The organism is Flavobacterium sp. I3-2 (genome assembly GCF_013389595.1).
GTDB lineage: Bacteria > Bacteroidota > Bacteroidia > Flavobacteriales > Flavobacteriaceae > Flavobacterium.
Genome location: NZ_CP058306.1, coordinates 1,682,901 through 1,702,797, shown reverse-complemented (window position 1 = coordinate 1,702,797; position 19,897 = coordinate 1,682,901). Strand labels below are relative to the sequence as shown.

Below are 19,897 nucleotides of genomic sequence, written 5' to 3'. Positions count from 1 at the left end.
CCCTTTAAAAAAAACATAAAGAAAAAAAAATAAATTAATAAATTATAATCATCTGAAATTAAACCTTTTCATCACACAAAGAATCAAAAAATAAGTTTTAATAAATTCGTATTTTAAGCCCATAAAAATAAAAAAGACAAAAGTTATTACCTAAAAAAAAGGGTTTAAAAAATTATATTCATACATTTCGAGTTAAATTAATGATTTATATCATTTTGAATATAGAATATACAGAAAAATAATATCATAAAACTGTCTAAATTTTTGTATTATTATTATAAAGTATCGTATTTTTGCACAAATATTTTTTAAACAAAAGGTCTTTAGACAATATTATGGATAGGTTTTCCTTTTTAAACGCGGCACATACAGCATTTTTTGCAGATTTATACGACCAGTACTTAGAAAGTCCTGACAGCGTAGAACCAAGCTGGAGAAGTTTTTTTCAAGGTTTTGATTTCGCAAACGAATACAACGGTAGCCCTGTTGAACAATTATCAAATGCTTATGTAGGTTCTGGAGAATCTACGCAAGCTGTTGAAAGTCTTCAAAAAGAGTTCGCAGTTCTTAAACTTATAGAAGCTTACAGAACGCATGGACATTTACTAACGAAAACGAATCCTCTTTGTGAACGACAAGTAGCAACTCCAGATTTATCAATTGAGAAATTTGGATTAAATCAAGCTGATCTAAACACACGTTTCGATGCAGCTAAATCGATAAAACTTTCTTCAAGCACGCTTCAAGAAATTTTAAATCATTTAGAAAATGTTTACTGTACATCAACAGGTGTAGAGTTTATGTATATTCCGAATGAAGAAAAAGTAAACTGGATTTCAAATTATTTTGAAGCTCAATCTACTGAATTAACTACTGACAAAAAGAAACACGTTTTAGAAAAATTAGTTCAAGCAGCTGCTTTCGAAAACTTTTTCCACACAAAATATGTAGGTCAAAAACGTTTCTCTCTAGAAGGTTTAGAAGCTACTGTACCAGCACTAGATGCATTAATTGATGCAGCTGCTGATAAAGGCGTTGAAGAATTTGTAATGGGAATGGCTCACCGTGGACGTTTAAACATTTTAGCAAACATCTTCCAAAAACCAGCTCAAAACATTTTTACTGAATTCGACGGAAAAGATTACGCAGATGTTTCTGATTCTTTTGACGGTGACGTAAAATACCACTTAGGTTACACGTTTGAAAAAACGACTGAAAACGGTAAAAAAATCAATTTAAATTTAGCTCCAAACCCTTCGCATTTAGAAACTGTAGGAGCCGTAATTGAAGGAGTTGCTCGCGCAAAACAAGATAAGTATTTTGCTAACGACTTCTCAAAAGTTTTACCAATTTGTTTACACGGAGATGCAGCAATAGCAGGACAAGGAATTGTTTATGAAATTGTTCAAATGTCTAAATTACGTGCATACCAAACAGGTGGTACAATTCATGTGGTTTTAAACAATCAAGTTGGATTTACAACTAATTATAAAGATGCTCGTTCTGGAGTTTATTCTACAGACATCGCTAAAGTTGTAGCTGCACCTGTAGTTCATGTTAATGCTGATGATACCGAAGCTGCTGTTAAAGCATTTATCTTCGCTTTAGAATATCGTATGAAATTCAACGAAGATGTTTTTGTTGATTTAGTTGGATACAGAAAATACGGTCACAACGAAGGAGACGAACCTCGTTTCACGCAACCTCTTTTATATAAATTAATTTCTAAACACCAAAATGCTCGTAACATTTACAACGCTCGTTTATTAGAAAACAAAGTTGTAACTGAAGAATATGTGGTTGCATTAGAAGATAAATACAAAGCTTTACTAGAAGACAACTTAACTATCGCTAAAGCAAACGAAAAAGCAACAGTTATACCTTTCATGCAAAAAGAATGGATCGGTTACAACATTGCTGATCGTTCTAGAATGTTAGAAACTTTTGATACAACTGTTTCACGCGAATCTTTAGATAAAGTTTCTGAGGTAATCACAAAATTACCAGAAGACAAAAAATTCATCAACAAAACAACTAAGTTAATCGGTGACCGTGCTAAAATGTACGAAACAGACCGTTTAGATTGGGCAATGGGTGAACTTTTAGCTTACGGAACTTTAATGCAAGAAGGTTTTGACGTTCGTTTCACAGGACAAGATGTTCAACGTGGTACATTCTCTCACCGTCATGCTGTTGTAAAAACTGAAGATACTGAAGAAGAAGTAACGATGTTAAACCAATTACAATCTCGTAATGGTGAAATGCGTATCTTTAACTCGCACTTATCTGAGTATGCTGTAGTTGGATATGAGTACGGTTACGCTATGACCAATCCAAAAGCATTAACTATTTGGGAAGCGCAATTTGGAGATTTCTCTAACGGAGCTCAAATTATGTTTGACCAATACATTTCTGCTGGAGAAGATAAATGGAACAACCAAAACGGTTTAGTAATTTTATTACCTCACGGATATGAGCATCAAGGTGCAGAACACTCTTCAGCACGTTTAGAGCGTTACTTACAATTATGTGCAAACCATAATATGTATGTAGCAAACTGTACAACACCTGCTAACCACTTCCATTTATTACGTCGCCAAATGGTAACAGACTTTAGAAAACCATTAATCGTTTTCTCTCCAAAAAGTTTATTACGTCATCCACTAGCAGTTTCTCCTATCGAAGATTTCACAAACGGTTCATTCAAACCAGTTGTAGATGATCCGAAAGTAACAGATAAATCAGCAATCAAAACATTAGTATTTGTTTCTGGTAAATTCTATTACGATTTAACAGCTAAAGCTGAAGAATTAGGAAGAACAGATGTAGCATTTGTAAGATTAGAGCAATTATTCCCGTTAGCGATTAACGAAATAAAAGCAATTATCGATTCTTATCCAAACGTAACTGACTATGTTTGGGCACAAGAAGAGCCAAGAAATATGGGAGCTTACGGATACATGTTAATGAACTTTGACTTAGTTAAATTCCGTTTAGCATCACCAGCAGACGCTTCTGCTCCAGCAGCAGGTTCATCTGTACGTTCAAAAGCACGTTATGCACATGCAATTAACATGGTTTTTGATAAAGATTTAAAATAATAAAGTAGTTACAATAACAATATAAATTAATATACTCATGAGTATCTTAGAAATGAAAGTTCCTTCGCCAGGGGAGTCAATCACTGAAGTGGAAATTGCTACTTGGTTAGTAAAAGATGGAGATTATGTAGAAAAAGACCAAGCTATTGCTGAAGTTGATTCAGATAAAGCAACTTTGGAATTACCTGCAGAAGTAAGTGGAATCATCACTTTAAAAGCTGAAGAAGGTGACGCTGTGGCAGTAGGTCAAGTAGTTTGTTTAATCGATACAAGTGCAGCAAAACCATCTGGTAGCGCACCTGCAACTGAAGCTCCAAAAGCAGAGGTTAAAGAAGAAGTTAAAGCAGCTCCTGCTCCAGTAGCAGCAGCACCTGCAGCTACATATGCAACAGGTTCAGCTTCTCCAGCAGCTAAGAAAATCTTAGATGAAAAAAACATGGACGCTTCTTCAATTCAAGGAACTGGAAAAGACGGTCGTGTAACTAAAGAAGACGCTATCAACGCTGTACCTTCAATGGGAACTCCAACTGGAGGACCACGTGGAATGGAGCGCAAAAAAATGTCTATGTTACGTCGTAAAGTAGCAGAGCGTTTAGTTGAAGCTAAAAACACAACAGCTATGTTAACAACTTTCAACGAAGTTAACTTAACTGCTGTAAACAAATTAAGAAACGAGTACAAAGATGCTTTTAAAGCAAAACACGGTGTAGGTTTAGGATATATGTCTTTCTTCACTAAAGCTGTAACTCGTGCTTTACAATTATTCCCAGATGTTAACTCAATGATTGATGGTCAAGAGCAAATTAAATTTGACTTCGCAGATATCTCTGTGGCAGTTTCTGGACCAAAAGGATTAATGGTTCCTGTTGTTCGTAACGCAGAATTATTATCTTTCCGTGGCGTTGAAGCAGACATCAAACGTTTAGCAACAAGAGCTCGTGACGGACAAATCACAGTTGATGAAATGACAGGTGGAACTTTTACAATCACTAACGGTGGTGTATTTGGTTCAATGTTATCTACGCCAATCATCAACCCTCCACAATCTGGAATTTTAGGAATGCACAACATCATCGAGCGTCCAGTTGCTGTAAACGGACAAGTGGTTATCGCACCAATGATGTACATCGCATTATCTTACGATCACAGAATTATCGACGGTCGTGAGTCTGTTGGTTTCTTAGTTGCTGTTAAAGAAGCTTTAGAAAACCCAACTGAATTATTATTAAACAACGATCCAAAAAGAGCTTTTGAACTTTAGTAGATTGTTTTTCATATCAAAAAGTCCTTCACTTCGAAGGACTTTTTTTATGCTCAAAAGATTTATTTCGTAGCTTTGAAAAAAATAAAACTATGTCATCATCAAAAAAATCAGCTGCAGTTGGTTTCATACTAATTACCATATTACTTGACGTAATTGGAATTGGGATTATCATTCCCGTTATTCCAAAATTACTTGAAGAACTTCTACAATCAGACATTACAGAAGCAGCTAAGATTGGTGGATGGCTAGCTTTCGCTTACGCATTTACACAATTTATCTTTGCTCCTTTTATCGGAAATTTAAGTGATAAATACGGAAGACGACCAGTTTTATTAATCTCCCTTTTAGCTTTTGGATTAGATTACCTACTTTTAGCGGTCGCTCCTACTATTGGATTGGTTTTCTTAGGAAGAATTATCGCTGGAATTACCGGAGCAAGTATATCAACCGCAACGGCTTATATTGCCGATGTAAGTACCCCCGAAAATAGAGCAAAAAACTTTGGTATGATTGGCGCTACTTTTGGAGTTGGATTTATCATCGGACCAGTTATTGGTGGACTTTTAGGTCAATACGGTTCGCGAGTTCCTTTTTATGCAGCAGCCATTTTATGTTTTGTAAACTTTTTATACGGAATATTTGTCCTTCCAGAATCCTTACCTAAAGAAAAAAGAAGAGCTTTTGAATGGAAAACTGCGAATCCGGTTGGAGCACTTTTACGATTAAAAAAATTCCCTGAAGTATTAGGGTTAGCGAGCGCCATTTTCTTTATGTATTTAGCTTCGCATGCCATTCACGGAAACTGGAGTTTTTATACGATGTATCGATTTAAATGGGACGAGCAAATGGTCGGTATTTCTCTTGGTGTTATCGGATTTTTAGTTGCTGTTGTACAAGGAGGATTAATCCGTTGGGTAAATCCGAAATTAGGTAATTCTAAAAGTATTTTAATCGGACTTTCCTTAAACTGTTTAGGTCTTTTACTATTTGCTTTCGCACAAGAAAGTTGGATGATGTTTGTCTTTTTAATTCCGTATTGTTTAGGCGGAATCGCTGGTCCAGCCATGCAAACCGAAATAACTACACATATTCCGGCAACCGAGCAAGGCCAAATTCAAGGAACATTAGCCAGTTTAAACAGTGCAACAGCCATATTTGGTCCGTTATTAATGACCAATGTATTTTATTATTTCACACACGACGAAGCACCATTTTTATTTCCAGGCGCGCCATTTATCATTGCCGTAGTCTTTATGCTTTTTGCTATTTTTATATCAAACAAAAGCTTGCGTAAATATTCAAATTCATACATCAAAAAATAATGAGTTCTTTTTATTATATCGACCGAAGTGACGTTAATTTAGATGACGTTGTATTTAACGAAAATGTAGCTAAACAGATTGATGATTTTTTATTAGAACAACAATTCAGAGAAAAATTATTGGAATATAAATTACCAATTGCCAATAAAATTTTAATGTATGGTGCAACAGGATGCGGAAAAACGATGACTGCAAAAGCGATAGCAAAACACTTAAATCGCAAATTGGTAATCGTAAATTTAGCAACCATTATTTCGTCTAAATTGGGAGAAACTGCCAAAAATATCGATGCCTTATTTAAAGAAGCGCAATATGAAGGTTTGGTTTTATTTTTTGACGAATTCGATTCGTTAGGACAAATCAGAGATTACGACAACAAAGACAATTCAGAAATGAAACGTGTCGTAAATGCGATTCTTCAGTTGATTGATAACTTCCCTCAAAAATCCATTTTGATGGCAGCAACCAATCAAGTTCAAATGATTGATGAAGCTTTAAAGCGCAGATTCGAAATGCATTTAGAATTCACAAATCCAACTAACGAAACCTTAGATTTATATTACGACAAACTACTTTCGAATTTTCCAGAAAAATATCAAACAATAAATAAAATTTACAACACTTCATTTGCAGAAGCTAAAAATTCGGCCTTATATCAAATCAAAAAGAACATCATTCAAACCGAAATAAATAATCAAAAAGTCGTCAATTAGACGGCTTTTCATTTTAAAAAAACTCAGATAAACACTATCTTTGAAAACACCTTATTATGAATTTATGATGCATTGGAAACAGTTGCTTTCGTTAAAAAAACACGGCGACGAACATATTAGAAATAGAAAAGACGAAAAAGACTCGAGAGTTGGATTTGAAGTTGATTACGACCGAATTATTTTTTCAAATGCTTTTAGAAGTTTGCAAGATAAAACTCAGGTAATTCCGCTTTCTAAAACCGATTTTGTTCATACCAGATTAACGCATAGTTTAGAAGTTTCTGTGGTTGGACGTTCGTTAGGTAGATTGATAGGTGAACAAGTTTTAGATAAACACGAAGATTTAAAAGAATTAGGATATACCATAAACGATTTTGGCGCTATTGTAGCAGCTGCTTGTTTGGCTCACGATATCGGAAATCCTCCATTTGGACATTCGGGTGAAAAAGCCATTGGCGATTTCTTTAAAAACGGTTTGGGCGAAAAATACCGATTGGATTTAGAACCTAAGCAATGGCAAGATTTAATTGATTTTGAAGGTAATGCCAACGGATTTAATGTACTAACGGCAAGTCGTCCGGGAGCTGAAGGTGGTTTACGTATTTCGTATGCAACCTTAGGAACCTTTATGAAATATCCGAAAGAAAGCTTACCTAAAAAACCTACGTTAGATGTTTCTGACAAAAAATACGGATTCTTTCAAAACGATAAAGAAGCCTTTTTAGATGTTGCCAACGAATTAGGTTTAATAAAAAAGAAAGATGAAGAATTGCGTTTTCATCGTCATCCGTTAGCTTATGTCATGGAAGCTGCAGATGATATTTGTTATACGATTATTGATTTTGAAGACGGTATAAATTTAGGTTGGATACCTGAAGAACACGCTTTGGAATTCTTAATTAAAATTGTAAAAGACAACATCAATTCTGCAAAATATGCACAATTAAGAACCAAAGCCGAACGTGTGAGTTACCTTCGTGCATTAGCTATTGGAAGTTTAATTAACGATGCGGTTCGTGTTTTCATGGATAATGAAGAAGCGATTATGATGGGCGAATTTCCGTTTGCTTTAACTGAGAAATGCACCTATGTTGCGCAAATGAAAGACATCATTACCATTAGTATTTCTAACGTTTACGAAAGTAAAGAAGTGATTCAGAAAGAAGTAATCGGTTATCAAGTAATCAACACCTTGTTAGAAAAATTTAGCACGGCAGTAAATAATCAATACAACGGGAAAATGACGCATTTTGACGATTTAATTCTGAAAATGCTTCCAGAACAATATCATATCGAAACCGATTCGCTTTACGAACGTTTGATGAATGTTTGTAAATTCGTTTCGATGTTAACCGATGGTAAAGCTTTAGAACTTTATCAATCGATTAAAGTTTCATAAAACTAAAATAGTCCAACGTAATTGTTGGACTATTTTTATATTCTAAACAAACGAAATATTATTGTAAACAAAAAAGCCTCAAAAAACTGAGGCTGTTTATTTTTTTTAAGTGCACCACGTATGCAAATGACTAATGGGACACTATTGAGAAACAAATCTACAACTTGATTTTCAGAGTTTATATTTACAACCTAATTTATTTCTCATGACATTTTATATATAATTGGTTGTATTCATATAAAAATCAAAAGTTATACATCACCTCATTCATGGTGTACATTTCACACTTCATGGTGGGCATTTCACACTTTATGATGAGCATTTCACACTTCATGATGAGCATTTCACACTTCATGATGAGCATTTCACACTTTATGATACAACTAAGAACATTTGTTTTATTTAAATTAACACTTTATTAATAAATTACCAAAAAAATAATTACATTCGCCATGAACCAAACAAAAAAAAACACGAACATGTATTTTTTTTACGAAACTTTTATCTTGATTGTTTCGAAAAAAAACAAGGTTAGCGGCAAGTATTTCATAACAAATCTAAAAAATGACTCTTTCAGAATATACAATTAATAGCATAAAAGAATTTATTACAGGCGACAACGAACTAACACCATATTTAAGTGGTCCTAAAATTCTTAAATTATTTGGAGAAGTTGGTATTAGAGATATATATGACGGTGGAATGCCACAAAATGAAAGTAGAAATGGATATGTTTTTAATAAATTAAAAGAAATTAATAGTAGAAAAGAAATTGTTAAATTCTTTGAAATTTTATTTGATGAAAGGCACTTTTCAGCAGATGTAACAAAAGATTTATCTGTTGCTGTTGAAAAATTTAACAAACTCATACAACACGACGGATATAGATTAGAACTAATTGAAAATCAATATAGAATAATTGGATCCGATATTCCTGAAGCTATTGAAGTTGAAATTCATTTCGAAGATATTCAGTCAAAAATTATTGAACAGATTCAAAACGCTAAATTTTCAATATGGATTGCAGTAGCTTGGTTTACAGATAAAGTAATTTTAAGAGAATTATATCAAAAGAAAAAACAAGGTTTAAGTATTAGAATAGTTATAATAGATGACGAAATTAATACTAAATACGGAATCAAATTTGAAGATTTTTTTGAAGCTAAAAGAGTAAAACCTATCGGCAAATATGAAAATATTATGCATCACAAATTTTGTATAATAGATTTCCGAACTGTTATTCACGGTTCATACAATTGGACTGTAAAAGCTCAATGGAATAAAGAAACTATTTCAGTTGATTTTGGAAGAGAAATAGCTGAAAAATTTGCTACAGAATTTATTGAACTTATAAAATAATACCTGCCGCTAACTCGTATTTTGCTAAATTGCGGGTTTGAGATAGCATTAAAGTTTGAGAATAAATATCACAACTCCGCAAAGCACAAGCACGTTAACTGTAATTTATTTACGAGATTTATGGAAATGATTTTTATTAGTTTATTTTTTTTACTTTTTCCGATATTCTGTCAATTTTTTGTCGGAAGAAAATTAATACGAAAACCTAAATTTATTTTCTTTACTTTTAGTCTTATTATGATTTTAATTCAAGCTTATTTAGTATCGTATGTTCCAAGAATTTCAGGTTATAGATTTGAAGAATTCATTAACAGAGTTCAAGTTACTGAATTAAGGTCAAATCCAATTCCTTTCATATTTTATGTCTTTAGTTTATTTGTTTTAGCATGTACAATAACTGTAGTTTGGTTACAAACAGAAAAAATAATTAAAATAAAATAGACAGAAACTACAGCTAATAACTAAACTTTAGGTTCACTCTGTTCGGGACATCTTGTCTAAAGCCAAAATAACTTTAAAATATCCCAGCAGTAATTTTATAATTACTGCTTTTTTTGTGGTTTTACTTTTAAAAAATCCATTTTAAAGTCGAACCGACAATTTTAAGTTTCAATTAACAAGTAAATGCAATAAAAATTTCAATTTATATTCTTATTTTTAAGATTCCAAAATTTGCTATCAAACAAAAGAAAATGAATAAAAACGAAATTTTTAGACAATGGATAAGTGATTATTCAAAACTACTTTTGCAAAGAGCCACTTACTTACTTTCAAATAAAGAAGATGCCGAAGATTTGGTTCAAGAAGTGTTGATTGCTGCCTATAACTCTTTCGAAAACTTCAAAGAAGATAGTAAACCCAAAACTTGGTTGATGGGAATTTTGAAAAATAAGATTGCCGACTATTATCGTTCCAAATACAAAACTGAACCGAACATAAGTTTAGACCATTTTTTTGACGCATCAGGAAATTGGAAAACAAAAGATGTCATAAACGATTGGAATATTTCAGAAAACGAAACCGCCTTACTAAACAACAAATCTTTTAATCAGACGTTAGAAAAATGTATTGATGAACTTCCTCAAAAATGGAGCATTTTGGTAAAGCTCTATTATCTAGACGAAAAAAAAGCACCAGAAGTTAGTCAGGAATTAAATATTAATACGACTAATCTTTGGAAGATTCTTCAACGCAGTAGAATGCAATTGAGAACGTGTTTAGAAACAAAATGGTTTTCGGTTAACTAAAAGTTTATCTTATGAATATATCCTTCTTAAAAAAATTAAAGTTAACATGTTGTGAAGCAACTTTACTTTTAGAACAAAAAAATGCACATATTCTAAGTTTTAGAAAAAAAATCCAATTGAATTTTCATTTATTAGTTTGTAAATATTGCGCTGCTTACAATAAAAAACTAACCTATATTGAGAAATTAATTTCTCCTAAAACAGCAGAAAAAAACATACCGATTAACGATAATGAACTAAATGAATTTAAAGACAAAATAAATAAAAAACTAAATCTTTAATTTTTTTTGTCAGGTTTTAAAATTTGTAACGACTATATGATTGAAAACAGTAGTCATTTAAAATCCAAATAAAATGAAAAAGATAATCTTATTTACCATGATGCTTTTAAGCATTTCAACTTTAGCAATGAGCTTTACAAGTTGTCAAACAAAACCAACATATACAACAAATTTTAAAAACGAAACCGATATGAATACAGAAAATAAAAAAGAAATTTATTTTGCAGGTGGCTGCTTTTGGGGAACCGAATATTTTTTTCAACAAATACGCGGCGTTCTTGAAACAGAAGTTGGTTACGCAAACGGAAAAACAAAAAATCCTACGTATGAAGATGTTTTAACGCATACCACAGGATTTGCAGAAGCAGTGAAAGTTGTTTATGACCCAAATCAGGTTGATTTAAATTTATTGATTGATTTGTATTTTGATACGATTGACCCAACAAGCATCAACAAACAAGGAAATGATGTGGGCGACCAATACCGAACTGGAATTTACACCATTGACGATGAAACTGCTGCAATTGTAAAAGAACGCGTTAGTAAATTAGCTTTTGAATATGATAAACCTTTAGCGATAGAAACCATTCCTTTGCAAAATTTTTATACTGCCGAAACGTATCATCAAGATTATTTAGAGAAAAATCCGAATGGATATTGCCACATTCCAACTAAATTATTTGAGATGGCTCGAAAAGCAAATCCAAAAACAGAAGCGCAAACAACGTATAAAAAACAAGATAAAGCAACTTTAAAAGAAAGCTTGTCTCCTATTCAATATCAAGTTACGCAAGAAAACGGAACAGAAAGAGCTTTTCAGAATGAATACTATAATGAATTCAGAGAAGGAATTTATGTCGACATCACTACAGGCGAGCCTTTGTTTATTTCGACAGACAAATTTGAATCGGGTTGTGGATGGCCAAGTTTTTCAAAACCAATTGACAACAGTTTAATCGACGAAAAAACAGATAAAACTTATGGTATGATTCGTACCGAAGTTCGAAGTAAAACAGGCGATGCGCATTTGGGTCATGTTTTTGAAGACGGCCCGAAAGATAAAGGCGGATTGCGTTATTGTATTAACAGTGCTTCGTTAAAATTCATCCCTAAAGAAGAAATGAAAACCAAAGGTTACGAAGCTTATTTAAAATTACTTGATAAATAATTAGCAAAGCATCTCAGAAATGAGGTGCTTTTTTTAAATAAAAAAAACCGCTCTTATCAGAACGGTTTTATTTTTTTACTTAATTAAGTAATTCTTAAGCCTCGAATGGTACAATAGAAACGAAAGATTTGTTATCTTTCTTTTTCACGAATTGTACAACTCCGTCAACTTTAGCGTGTAAAGTGTGATCTTTACCCATGTAAACGTTTTCACCTGGGTTATGCTTAGAACCTCTTTGTCTTACAATGATGTTTCCAGCAATAGCAGCTTGACCACCAAAAATCTTAACGCCTAAACGTTTCGATTCTGATTCTCTACCATTCTTAGAACTACCGACACCTTTTTTGTGAGCCATGATGTTTTGGTTTTAAATTGTTTATACTTTTTTAGTTACAGTTATCTAATTTCTTAGATGTTGATCCCCTCAATTACGATTTGAGTTAATGCTTGTCTGTGACCATTTTTCTTTTTGTATCCTTTTCTTCTTTTTTTCTTGAAAACGATAACTTTGTCACCTTGAAGGTGTTTTAAAACTTTCGCTCCTACTGAAGCTCCTGTTATAGCTGGGGCGCCTAAAGTAATTGCTCCTGCGTTATCAACAAAAAGAACTTTATCAAACGTTACATTTGATCCTTCTTCTGCCGCTAAACGGTGAACATAAACTTTTTGGTCTTTGCTAACTTTGAATTGTTGCCCTGCTATCTCTACGATTGCGTACATAACAATAAAATTAATTAAGTTTATTATAAGTCTGCAAATATATAAAATTTTATCTATTCTAAAACACAATTTCTACTTTTTTTATTTAGCTAACAAATTGATAACGATTCAACTAAAAAAAATAAAAAAAAGTGTAACATTTTTCGGAAATTGCGTCCTATTACACAAAGTCAAAATTAATTTAATTTAAAATTATGAAAAAATCTTTAACAGCTTTGACTGCAGCACTTTTTTTAAGCGGTGCTGTATTTGCTCAAAAAGTTGAATTTGAAGAGTATACATTGGACAATGGTCTGCATGTAGTTTTACATCAAGACAAATCTGCTCCAGTAGTTGTTACTTCTGTAATGTACCATGTAGGTGCTAAAGACGAAAACCCAGAACGTACTGGTTTTGCTCACTTCTTTGAACATTTATTATTTGAAGGAACAGAAAATATTGGTCGTGGAGAATGGTTCAAATTAGTAACTGCTAATGGAGGACACAATAACGCAAACACTTCTGACGACAGAACATATTACTACGAAGTATTCCCTTCTAACAATTTAGAGTTAGCCATTTGGATGGAATCTGATCGTTTGTTACAACCAGTAATCAACCAAATTGGGGTTGATACACAAAACGAAGTTGTTAAAGAAGAAAAACGTTTACGTGTAGACAATCAACCTTACGGAAATTGGATTACAGAAGTTAAACGTAATATGTTTAAAAAACACCCATACCGTTGGGCTCCAATCGGTTCAATGGAACATTTAGACGCAGCAACTTTAGAAGAATTCCAAGCGTTTAATAAAAAATTCTATATTCCTAACAATGCCGTTTTAGTTATTGCTGGAGATATCGATTTTAAACAAACAAAAGATTTAGTTCAGAAATATTTTGGACCTATCCAAAAAGGAACTCCGGTTGAAAGAATTAAAATTGAAGAAGATCCAATTACTTCACCAATCATTGCTGAGTACCAAGATCCGAACATTCAATTACCAATGTATATCACAGCATACAGAACTCCATCTAACAAAACAAAAGATGCGCGTGCTTTAGATATGGTTTCGTCAATCTTATCAGGAGGAAAATCTTCACGTTTATACAAAAAATTAGTTGACGAAGATAAAATGGCGATGCAAGTAAGTGCTTTCAACTTCTCTCAAGAAGATTACGGAATGTACATCATCTTAGGAATACCAATGCCTGGATTTACACGCGAGCAAATTCAAGAAGTTATTGATGCAGAAATTGTAAAAATGCAAACTGAATTAATTTCTGAAAGAGATTTTCAAAAATTACAAAACGAGTTCGAAAATAACTACGTAAACAGTAATTCAAACTTAGAAAGTTTAGCAGAAAACTTAGCTACAAACTATTTATTAATGGGTGATATTAATTTAATCAACGAAGAAATTGATATTTACCGTTCAATCACAAGAGAAGAAATTAGAGAAGTAGCTAAAAAATACTTAAAACCAAACGCACGTTTACTTTTAGATTACGTTCCTGTTAAAGAAGAAGCTGCAAACTAAGATTATTTAAGAGATGAAAAAAATATTTATTATAGCAACAGCTTTAATGCTTACTTTAAGCTCAGAAGCTCAAATTAAAAGACCTCAACCTCAACCAGGACCAGCGCCTACGGTTAACGTTTCTAAACCAAAAGAATTTACACTTAAAAACGGTTTAAAAGTTTTAGTTGTTGAAGATCATAAATTACCACGCGTTAGCTACAGTTTAACTATCGACACACCTCCATATCACGAAGGGAACATTGCAGGAGTTTCTTCATTAACAAGTGCAGTGGTAGGTAACGGAACTAAAAAAATATCTAAAGAAGCTTTTAACGAAGAGATTGACTTTTTAGGTGCAAACATTAGTTTTTGGAATACAGGAGCTGCAGGTAGTGGTTTATCTAAATACAGCGACCGTATTTTAGAAATTATGGCAGACGGTGCTTTAAATCCTATTTTCTCACAAGAAGAATTTGATAAAAGTAAAGCACAAGCTATTGAAGGTTTAAAATCTTCAGAAAAATCGGTTACAGCTGTTGCTGGACGTGTTGAAAACGCATTATTATTCGGAACACACCACCCTTACGGAGAATTTGAAACTGAAGAAACTATTACAGCTGTTACTTTACAAGATGTAAAAGACAATTACGCTTCATACTTTGTTCCTGAAAATGCTTATTTAGTAATCATCGGAGATGTTGATTATAAAAAAGTTAAAAAACAAGTTGAGAAATTATTTGGTGGTTGGAAAAAAGCTGCTGCTCCAAAACAAGATTTCCCAGCAACTAAAAATGTTGGTAAAACTCAAATCGATTTTGTTGATATGCCAAACGCAGTTCAGTCTGAAATCGCTATTGTAAATGCTGTTGAGTTAAAAATGACTGACAAAGATTACTTTGCTACAACAATGGCTAACCAAATTCTTGGTGGTGGTGGTGAAGGCCGTTTGTTCTTAAACTTACGTGAAGCTCACGGATGGACTTACGGTGCATACTCTTCAATCGGTTCAGGAAAATACACTTCTAAATTCAAAGCAACTGCATCTGTTAGAAATACCGTTACTGATAGTGCTGTTGTAGAATTCATGAAAGAAATTCACAAAATCAGAACTGAAAAAGTAACTGAAGAAGAATTAAAATTAGCTAAAGCTAAATTTATTGGAAGTTTTGTAATGGGAACTCAAAAACCTGGAACTATTGCTTCTTTTGCTTTAAGAACAAAAACTCAAAATTTACCTGCAGATTACTACGAAAACTACATTAAAAACTTAAATGCAGTTACTGTAGAAGATGTACAAAATGCAGCTAAAAGATATTTCCAAGCAGATAATTTAAGAATTATCATCGTTGGTAAAGCCGCTGACGTTTTACCTGGATTGGAAAAATTACCTTACAAAATCAATTTCTATGATAAATATGGTAAACCAACTTCTAAACCAGAAGTAAAAAAAGAAGTTCCTGCAGGAACAACTGTAAAAAGTGTAGTTGATAATTACATTAATGCAATTGGTGGAGAAGCTAAATTAAAAACAGTTAAATCGATTGCAACAACTGCTAACGCAACTGTTCAAGGAATGGAATTGATTTCAGTTACAAAACAAACTAACAAAGGTCAATTAAATTCAACAACAACAATGATGGGTCAGACAATGTCAAAACAAATTATTACACCATCAATGGGATATGTTGAACAACAAGGTCAAAAGCAAACATTATCAGGAGACGATTTAAAACAAGCTCAAGCTTCTGCAAAATTGTTTAGTGAAATGGAATTAGCTACTAAACCTGGTGTAGTTTTAGTTGGAATTGAAAACATTGAAGGTGTAGATTGTTACGGAATCAAAGATGGTGACACTACACATTACTTTGATACAAAAACAGGATTAAAAACTGCAGTTGCTACAGCTTATGACGTTCAAGGTCAACAAGGTGTTCAAACAGTTTATTACGATGACTACAAAGATGTAAAAGGAATTAAAGTTCCTTTCAAAACTACTTTAAATATGGGTATTGACATCGAAATGATTACTAAAGACGTTAAAATCAACGAAGGAGTTTCTGATGCTGATTTTAAATAATATTTTATAAAAAACTTAATTTTTAGCCGCCATTTTTTGGTGGCTTTTTTTTTATAAATTTGCACAAAAATAACAACGTTATTACATATTAATTCAAATCACAAGAAATGAAAAAATCAATCGCATTATTAGCTTTATCAACTATTTTCATGGTAAGCTGCAAAGATAAAGTTGTAGATACAATTGAAACGAACGGAACTGATGCTCCTGAAATCGAAAATGTAACTCCAAAAGACACAACTTCAACAGAACTTACTCCAACAGAAGCTGTGGGTTACGAAACCGCTACAGGTGACGAATTAAAATAATATAAAAAACTTAAATTTTTAGCTTCCATTTTTTGGTGGCTTTTTTTTTATACATTTGTATATCAAAAAGACAATTAATTAAAATTTTATATAAGATGAAATTCAAAAAAACAATCGCTTTATTAGCTTTATCAACTATTTTCATGGTAGGATGTAAAGACAAAGTTGTAGAAACAATCGACTCAAACGGAAACGATTCACTTCAAGTTGAACAAGTTTCTTCTAATGAAACTTCAACAAACGAAATTGCTGGAACTATGGAAAAAGCAACTTTCGAAATCGAAGGTATGTCTTGCGCTGTTGGATGTGCAAAAGTTATCGAAGGAAAACTAGCTAAATTAAACGGAGTTAAATCTGCAACTGTAGATTTTGAAACCAAAAAAGCTACGGTTGAATTTGACAACGCTAAACAAACTCCTACAACTTTAGAAGAAACTGTTGAAAAAATTGGAGACGGTTTATACCAAGTAGAAAACATGAGCACTTCTTTAGAAACAGCTATGTTGTTTGATCAAGAACCTAAAAAAGAGAAAAAAGGTTGTTGTTCTAAATCAGGAAAATCTTGTGATAAAGACAAGAAAAAAGAAGAAACTAAATCTGAAAAGAAAGAAGAAAAATCTGAAAAGAAAGCAAATCTTTTGTAATAAATTACCGCTTAAAAGCTCTCAATTTTCATTGAGAGTTTTTTTGTGCGCAAATTAGATTATCTTTATATGGCTAACTGACTATTTAAATGTGAATTAAAAAGTATGAAATATATTTTACCTATTCTAATCGTATTTTTTTTAAACTCTTGTAATAAAAAAACAGAATCAGATTTTCCTGAACTTATTCATAATGATTTAGAATATAAATTAAGTTTACCAGATACAGTTAAAGTAAATAAACCATATAAAGTAACTATTGAATTTAAAAGTGATTTTGATAAAATTATAGACGCTGTACAAATTAATCCGCATGATTCTACTAAAATGAGGCTTATTACATATTACAATTATAAACCAATTAAATCACCTATGAATTCATTAAGTAATTTTTTCTTAATAGATTCGACTTTTGTACTGAATAAAAAATTTGAAATTAATAATATTGTATTCAAAGAAAAAGGAGAATATTTTTTTTATGGATTAATACTAGATGAAATGAGTTATGAGGGTTATAATGAAAAGGGAATTTTAAATTCAGTTGAATATGATGATTTGAAACAACAAATCGTTAAAAAAGTAGTTGTAATTGAATAACCTCTAAAGAATCCAAGCAAATAATAAAAAGTTAGTTTGCTGTAATACTAAAATAGTTTAGTTATAAAACAAAAAGAGAATTTCAAAATTTTGAAATTCTCTTTTCTATCAAAAAAATATTTTTGTTATCCTAAAAACGGATATCTATAATCTGTAGCTGGCACAAATGTTTCTTTAATGGTACGTGGAGAAACCCAACGTAATAAATTCAACACAGAACCTGCTTTATCATTTGTTCCAGATCCTCTAGCGCCACCAAATGGTTGTTGTCCTACAACAGCACCTGTTGGTTTGTCGTTGATATAGAAGTTTCCTGCTGCATTTTCTAAAGCTTTTGAAGCAATCTCAATCACGTAGCGATCTTGAGAGAAAATCGCTCCTGTTAACGCGTAATTCGAAGTTTCGTCAACTAACTTTAATGATTCTTCCCATTTCGCATCTTCATAAACATAAACCGTTAAAACTGGACCGAATAATTCACGCTCCATCGTATCGTATTTAGGATTTGAAGTTAAGATAACCGTTGGTTCAATAAACCATCCTTTTGATTTATCGTATCCACCACCAACAACAATTTCTGCCTCATTTGAAGCTTTTGCAGCATCTATAGCTTTTGCCAATTTATCAAAAGATCCTTCTGTGATTACAGCAGAAACATAATTACTCATATCTTCTGGAGATCCCATCTTAAATGATTTCACATCCTCGATTACGAAATTTTTAACTTCTTCCCATAACGAAGCTGGAATATAAGCACGAGAAGCTGCCGAACATTTTTGTCCTTGGTATTCAAAAGCACCACGAGATAAAGCTGTAGCTACTTCTTTTGCATCTGCAGATGGATGTGCCCAAACGAAATCTTTTCCGCCTGTTTCTCCAACGATTCTTGGATATGTTTTGTATTTAGAAATGTTTTTTCCGATTGTTCCCCAGAAATCATTGAAAACACCTGTTGAACCTGTAAAGTGAATTCCTGCAAAGTTTTCATTATCTAAAATAGTATCCGTAATCATACCTGAATCACCATAAACAACATTGATAACTCCGTCAGGTAATCCTGCTTTTTTGAAAACTTCAACAATAACTTGCGCAGAATAAATTTGAGTTGCAGCTGGTTTCCAAACCACAACGTTACCCATCATTGCCACACAAGAAGGTAAATTACCTGAAATTGCTGTAAAATTAAATGGCGTAATTGCATATACAAAACCTTCTAACGGACGGTGCTCAACGCGATTCCAAATTCCTTCTGAAGATGCAGGTTGTTGTGCATAAACTTGCGTCATGTACTCCACATTATATCTCAAGAAATCAATAAATTCACAAGCCGAATCGATTTCTGCTTGATGAACCGTTTTTGCTTGAGCAATCATTGTTGCAGCATTAATTTTAGCGCGGTAAGGCCCAGCTAACAATTCAGCCGCTTTTAAGAAAATAGAAGCTCTGTGTTCCCAAGCCATTGCCGACCATTTTTTACGAGCTTCAAGCGCAGTTGAAATTGCTTTTTCAACCAAGGATTTATCAGCTAAATGATAAACTCCTAAATGATGTTGGTGGTCAAAAGGAGGAAATAAATTTTTGGTATTTCCTGTTCTAACTTCTTCTCCTCCGATATAAAGTGGAATATCAACCGTTGAATTATATAATGCGCTGAACGCTTTTTTTACTTCTTCTCTCTCTGATGTTCCTGGCGCGTATGATTTTACAACTTCGTTGTACGCTTTTGGAACATTAAAAATTCCTTTAGGCATAATTAAATTTTTTTGATTTAGTTAATTTTGATTAATTTATTGCAAATGGCGCACTCAACTTAAAAGTTGGAATAACCACTTTGAATTTTTTTGTAGTCGAAAAATTGATCATGTTGTAGTAACCTTTCATACTTCCGAAAGGTGATGTCAATAAACACCCGGAACTATAAACATGTTTTCCTCCAGGTTTAATAATAGGTTTTTGTCCCAAAACACCTTCTCCATCAACAACTTCAAGTTCATTTAATGCATCTTTAATTTCCCAATGACGAGAATTTAATTGAACAAAATCTTTGCTTTGGTTTTCTATGGTAATTTCATAACTAAAAGCAAATTGAATTTTATAGTTTCGAAAGTAAGTACCTTCAAAACTAGTTTTTACAGAAATTTTTATGCCTTTTGTAATTTGAGAAATCATAATTATAAGTCGTAAGAATTTCAAAG

The 19,897-nt window shown here is 32.6% G+C and carries 19 protein-coding genes; 15 read left to right on the top strand and 4 right to left on the bottom strand.

The features are described 5' to 3' along the window. The first annotated feature begins 335 nt into the window (after window positions 1–335). The 10 genes from HW119_RS08005 to msrB all read left to right on the top strand — a co-directional run bounded on the left by HW119_RS08005 (window position 336) and on the right by msrB (window position 11,854). Window positions 336–3,101 (top strand): 2-oxoglutarate dehydrogenase E1 component, encoded by a 2,766-nt coding sequence (locus HW119_RS08005; RefSeq protein ID WP_177763040.1) that lies wholly within the window; start codon window positions 336–338, stop codon window positions 3,099–3,101. Between the two features lie 37 nt (window positions 3,102–3,138). Beyond that, on the top strand, window positions 3,139–4,362 hold the full coding sequence (gene odhB, locus HW119_RS08000) for a 2-oxoglutarate dehydrogenase complex dihydrolipoyllysine-residue succinyltransferase (RefSeq protein ID WP_177763036.1): 1,224 nt from the start codon (window positions 3,139–3,141) through the stop codon (window positions 4,360–4,362). 92 nt (window positions 4,363–4,454) lie between these two features. Beyond that, complete coding sequence (locus HW119_RS07995) at window positions 4,455–5,687, top strand: TCR/Tet family MFS transporter (RefSeq protein WP_177763033.1); 1,233 nt, start codon at window positions 4,455–4,457, stop codon at window positions 5,685–5,687. Continuing rightward, complete coding sequence (locus tag HW119_RS07990) at window positions 5,687–6,400, top strand: AAA family ATPase (RefSeq protein ID WP_177763030.1); 714 nt, start codon at window positions 5,687–5,689, stop codon at window positions 6,398–6,400. Before HW119_RS07995 ends, HW119_RS07990 begins: the two co-directional genes overlap by 1 nt. A 67-nt stretch (window positions 6,401–6,467) precedes the next feature. Beyond that, window positions 6,468–7,799, top strand: a complete 1,332-nt coding sequence (gene dgt / locus HW119_RS07985) for a dGTP triphosphohydrolase (protein WP_177766577.1) — start codon at window positions 6,468–6,470, stop codon at window positions 7,797–7,799. A gap of 564 nt (window positions 7,800–8,363) precedes the next feature. Further along, complete coding sequence (locus HW119_RS07980; protein ID WP_177763027.1) at window positions 8,364–9,158, top strand: phospholipase D-like domain-containing protein; 795 nt, start codon at window positions 8,364–8,366, stop codon at window positions 9,156–9,158. A 237-nt stretch (window positions 9,159–9,395) separates the two neighbouring features. After that, window positions 9,396–9,599: a hypothetical protein gene (locus tag HW119_RS07975; RefSeq protein ID WP_177763024.1), complete on the top strand. Its 204-nt coding sequence runs from the start codon at window positions 9,396–9,398 to the stop codon at window positions 9,597–9,599. A 251-nt stretch (window positions 9,600–9,850) separates the two neighbouring features. Then, the gene (locus tag HW119_RS07970; RefSeq protein WP_177763021.1) at window positions 9,851–10,405 is read left to right on the top strand and encodes a sigma-70 family RNA polymerase sigma factor; all 555 of its coding nucleotides are present in this window, start codon (window positions 9,851–9,853) and stop codon (window positions 10,403–10,405) included. Between the two features lie 11 nt (window positions 10,406–10,416). Then, window positions 10,417–10,686, top strand: coding sequence for a hypothetical protein (locus tag HW119_RS07965; protein WP_177763018.1), 270 nt, complete (start codon window positions 10,417–10,419; stop codon window positions 10,684–10,686). A gap of 73 nt (window positions 10,687–10,759) precedes the next feature. Beyond that, window positions 10,760–11,854: a peptide-methionine (R)-S-oxide reductase MsrB gene (gene msrB, locus HW119_RS07960; protein WP_177763015.1), complete on the top strand. Its 1,095-nt coding sequence runs from the start codon at window positions 10,760–10,762 to the stop codon at window positions 11,852–11,854. 94 nt (window positions 11,855–11,948) lie between these two features. Here the strand turns inward: msrB and rpmA are convergent, their stop codons facing one another. Together rpmA and rplU are read right to left on the bottom strand one after the other, a co-directional pair. Further along, the gene (gene rpmA, locus HW119_RS07955; protein ID WP_177763012.1) at window positions 11,949–12,209 is read right to left on the bottom strand and encodes a 50S ribosomal protein L27; all 261 of its coding nucleotides are present in this window, start codon (window positions 12,207–12,209) and stop codon (window positions 11,949–11,951) included. A gap of 53 nt (window positions 12,210–12,262) precedes the next feature. Then, window positions 12,263–12,574, bottom strand: coding sequence for a 50S ribosomal protein L21 (rplU, locus tag HW119_RS07950; protein WP_177763009.1), 312 nt, complete (start codon window positions 12,572–12,574; stop codon window positions 12,263–12,265). Between the two features lie 194 nt (window positions 12,575–12,768). On the opposite strand from rplU, the gene HW119_RS07945 reads away from it, so the two are divergent. The 5 genes from HW119_RS07945 to HW119_RS07925 all read left to right on the top strand — a co-directional run bounded on the left by HW119_RS07945 (window position 12,769) and on the right by HW119_RS07925 (window position 17,702). Then, window positions 12,769–14,094 carry a M16 family metallopeptidase gene (locus tag HW119_RS07945; RefSeq protein ID WP_177763006.1) on the top strand — a complete coding sequence of 442 codons (1,326 nt, stop codon included), beginning with the start codon at window positions 12,769–12,771 and terminating at the stop codon, window positions 14,092–14,094. 13 nt (window positions 14,095–14,107) lie between these two features. After that, complete coding sequence (locus HW119_RS07940; RefSeq protein ID WP_177763003.1) at window positions 14,108–16,153, top strand: insulinase family protein; 2,046 nt, start codon at window positions 14,108–14,110, stop codon at window positions 16,151–16,153. 107 nt (window positions 16,154–16,260) lie between these two features. Continuing rightward, on the top strand, window positions 16,261–16,461 hold the full coding sequence (locus HW119_RS07935) for a hypothetical protein (RefSeq protein WP_177763000.1): 201 nt from the start codon (window positions 16,261–16,263) through the stop codon (window positions 16,459–16,461). A gap of 95 nt (window positions 16,462–16,556) precedes the next feature. Further along, entirely contained in the window at window positions 16,557–17,105 is a 549-nt protein-coding gene (locus HW119_RS07930) for a heavy-metal-associated domain-containing protein (RefSeq protein WP_255498073.1), read from the top strand. Window positions 17,106–17,210: 105 nt separating this feature from the next. Continuing rightward, window positions 17,211–17,702: a hypothetical protein gene (locus tag HW119_RS07925; RefSeq protein WP_177762997.1), complete on the top strand. Its 492-nt coding sequence runs from the start codon at window positions 17,211–17,213 to the stop codon at window positions 17,700–17,702. A 125-nt stretch (window positions 17,703–17,827) separates the two neighbouring features. On the opposite strand, the gene pruA is transcribed toward HW119_RS07925, so the two are convergent. Both pruA and apaG read right to left on the bottom strand, forming a co-directional pair. Next, entirely contained in the window at window positions 17,828–19,453 is a 1,626-nt protein-coding gene (gene pruA, locus HW119_RS07920; RefSeq protein ID WP_177762994.1) for an L-glutamate gamma-semialdehyde dehydrogenase, read from the bottom strand. A 31-nt stretch (window positions 19,454–19,484) separates the two neighbouring features. Then, entirely contained in the window at window positions 19,485–19,871 is a 387-nt protein-coding gene (gene apaG, locus HW119_RS07915; protein WP_177762990.1) for a Co2+/Mg2+ efflux protein ApaG, read from the bottom strand. Window positions 19,872–19,897 lie beyond the last annotated feature (26 nt).

Coding starts and splice junctions, on each gene's coding strand:
- HW119_RS07975 (WP_177763024.1), top strand. CDS start 9,396: ATGATTTTAATTCAAGCTTATTTAGTATCGTATGTTCCAAGAATTTCA.
- msrB (WP_177763015.1), top strand. CDS start 10,760: ATGAAAAAGATAATCTTATTTACCATGATGCTTTTAAGCATTTCAACT.
- HW119_RS08005 (WP_177763040.1), top strand. CDS start 336: ATGGATAGGTTTTCCTTTTTAAACGCGGCACATACAGCATTTTTTGCA.
- HW119_RS07980 (WP_177763027.1), top strand. CDS start 8,364: ATGACTCTTTCAGAATATACAATTAATAGCATAAAAGAATTTATTACA.
- pruA (WP_177762994.1), bottom strand. CDS start 19,453: ATGCCTAAAGGAATTTTTAATGTTCCAAAAGCGTACAACGAAGTTGTA.
- apaG (WP_177762990.1), bottom strand. CDS start 19,871: ATGATTTCTCAAATTACAAAAGGCATAAAAATTTCTGTAAAAACTAGT.
- dgt (WP_177766577.1), top strand. CDS start 6,468: ATGCATTGGAAACAGTTGCTTTCGTTAAAAAAACACGGCGACGAACAT.
- HW119_RS07930 (WP_255498073.1), top strand. CDS start 16,557: ATGAAATTCAAAAAAACAATCGCTTTATTAGCTTTATCAACTATTTTC.
- rpmA (WP_177763012.1), bottom strand. CDS start 12,209: ATGGCTCACAAAAAAGGTGTCGGTAGTTCTAAGAATGGTAGAGAATCA.
- HW119_RS07990 (WP_177763030.1), top strand. CDS start 5,687: ATGAGTTCTTTTTATTATATCGACCGAAGTGACGTTAATTTAGATGAC.
- HW119_RS07945 (WP_177763006.1), top strand. CDS start 12,769: ATGAAAAAATCTTTAACAGCTTTGACTGCAGCACTTTTTTTAAGCGGT.
- HW119_RS07940 (WP_177763003.1), top strand. CDS start 14,108: ATGAAAAAAATATTTATTATAGCAACAGCTTTAATGCTTACTTTAAGC.
- HW119_RS07925 (WP_177762997.1), top strand. CDS start 17,211: ATGAAATATATTTTACCTATTCTAATCGTATTTTTTTTAAACTCTTGT.
- HW119_RS07995 (WP_177763033.1), top strand. CDS start 4,455: ATGTCATCATCAAAAAAATCAGCTGCAGTTGGTTTCATACTAATTACC.
- HW119_RS07935 (WP_177763000.1), top strand. CDS start 16,261: ATGAAAAAATCAATCGCATTATTAGCTTTATCAACTATTTTCATGGTA.
- HW119_RS07965 (WP_177763018.1), top strand. CDS start 10,417: ATGAATATATCCTTCTTAAAAAAATTAAAGTTAACATGTTGTGAAGCA.
- HW119_RS07970 (WP_177763021.1), top strand. CDS start 9,851: ATGAATAAAAACGAAATTTTTAGACAATGGATAAGTGATTATTCAAAA.
- odhB (WP_177763036.1), top strand. CDS start 3,139: ATGAGTATCTTAGAAATGAAAGTTCCTTCGCCAGGGGAGTCAATCACT.
- rplU (WP_177763009.1), bottom strand. CDS start 12,574: ATGTACGCAATCGTAGAGATAGCAGGGCAACAATTCAAAGTTAGCAAA.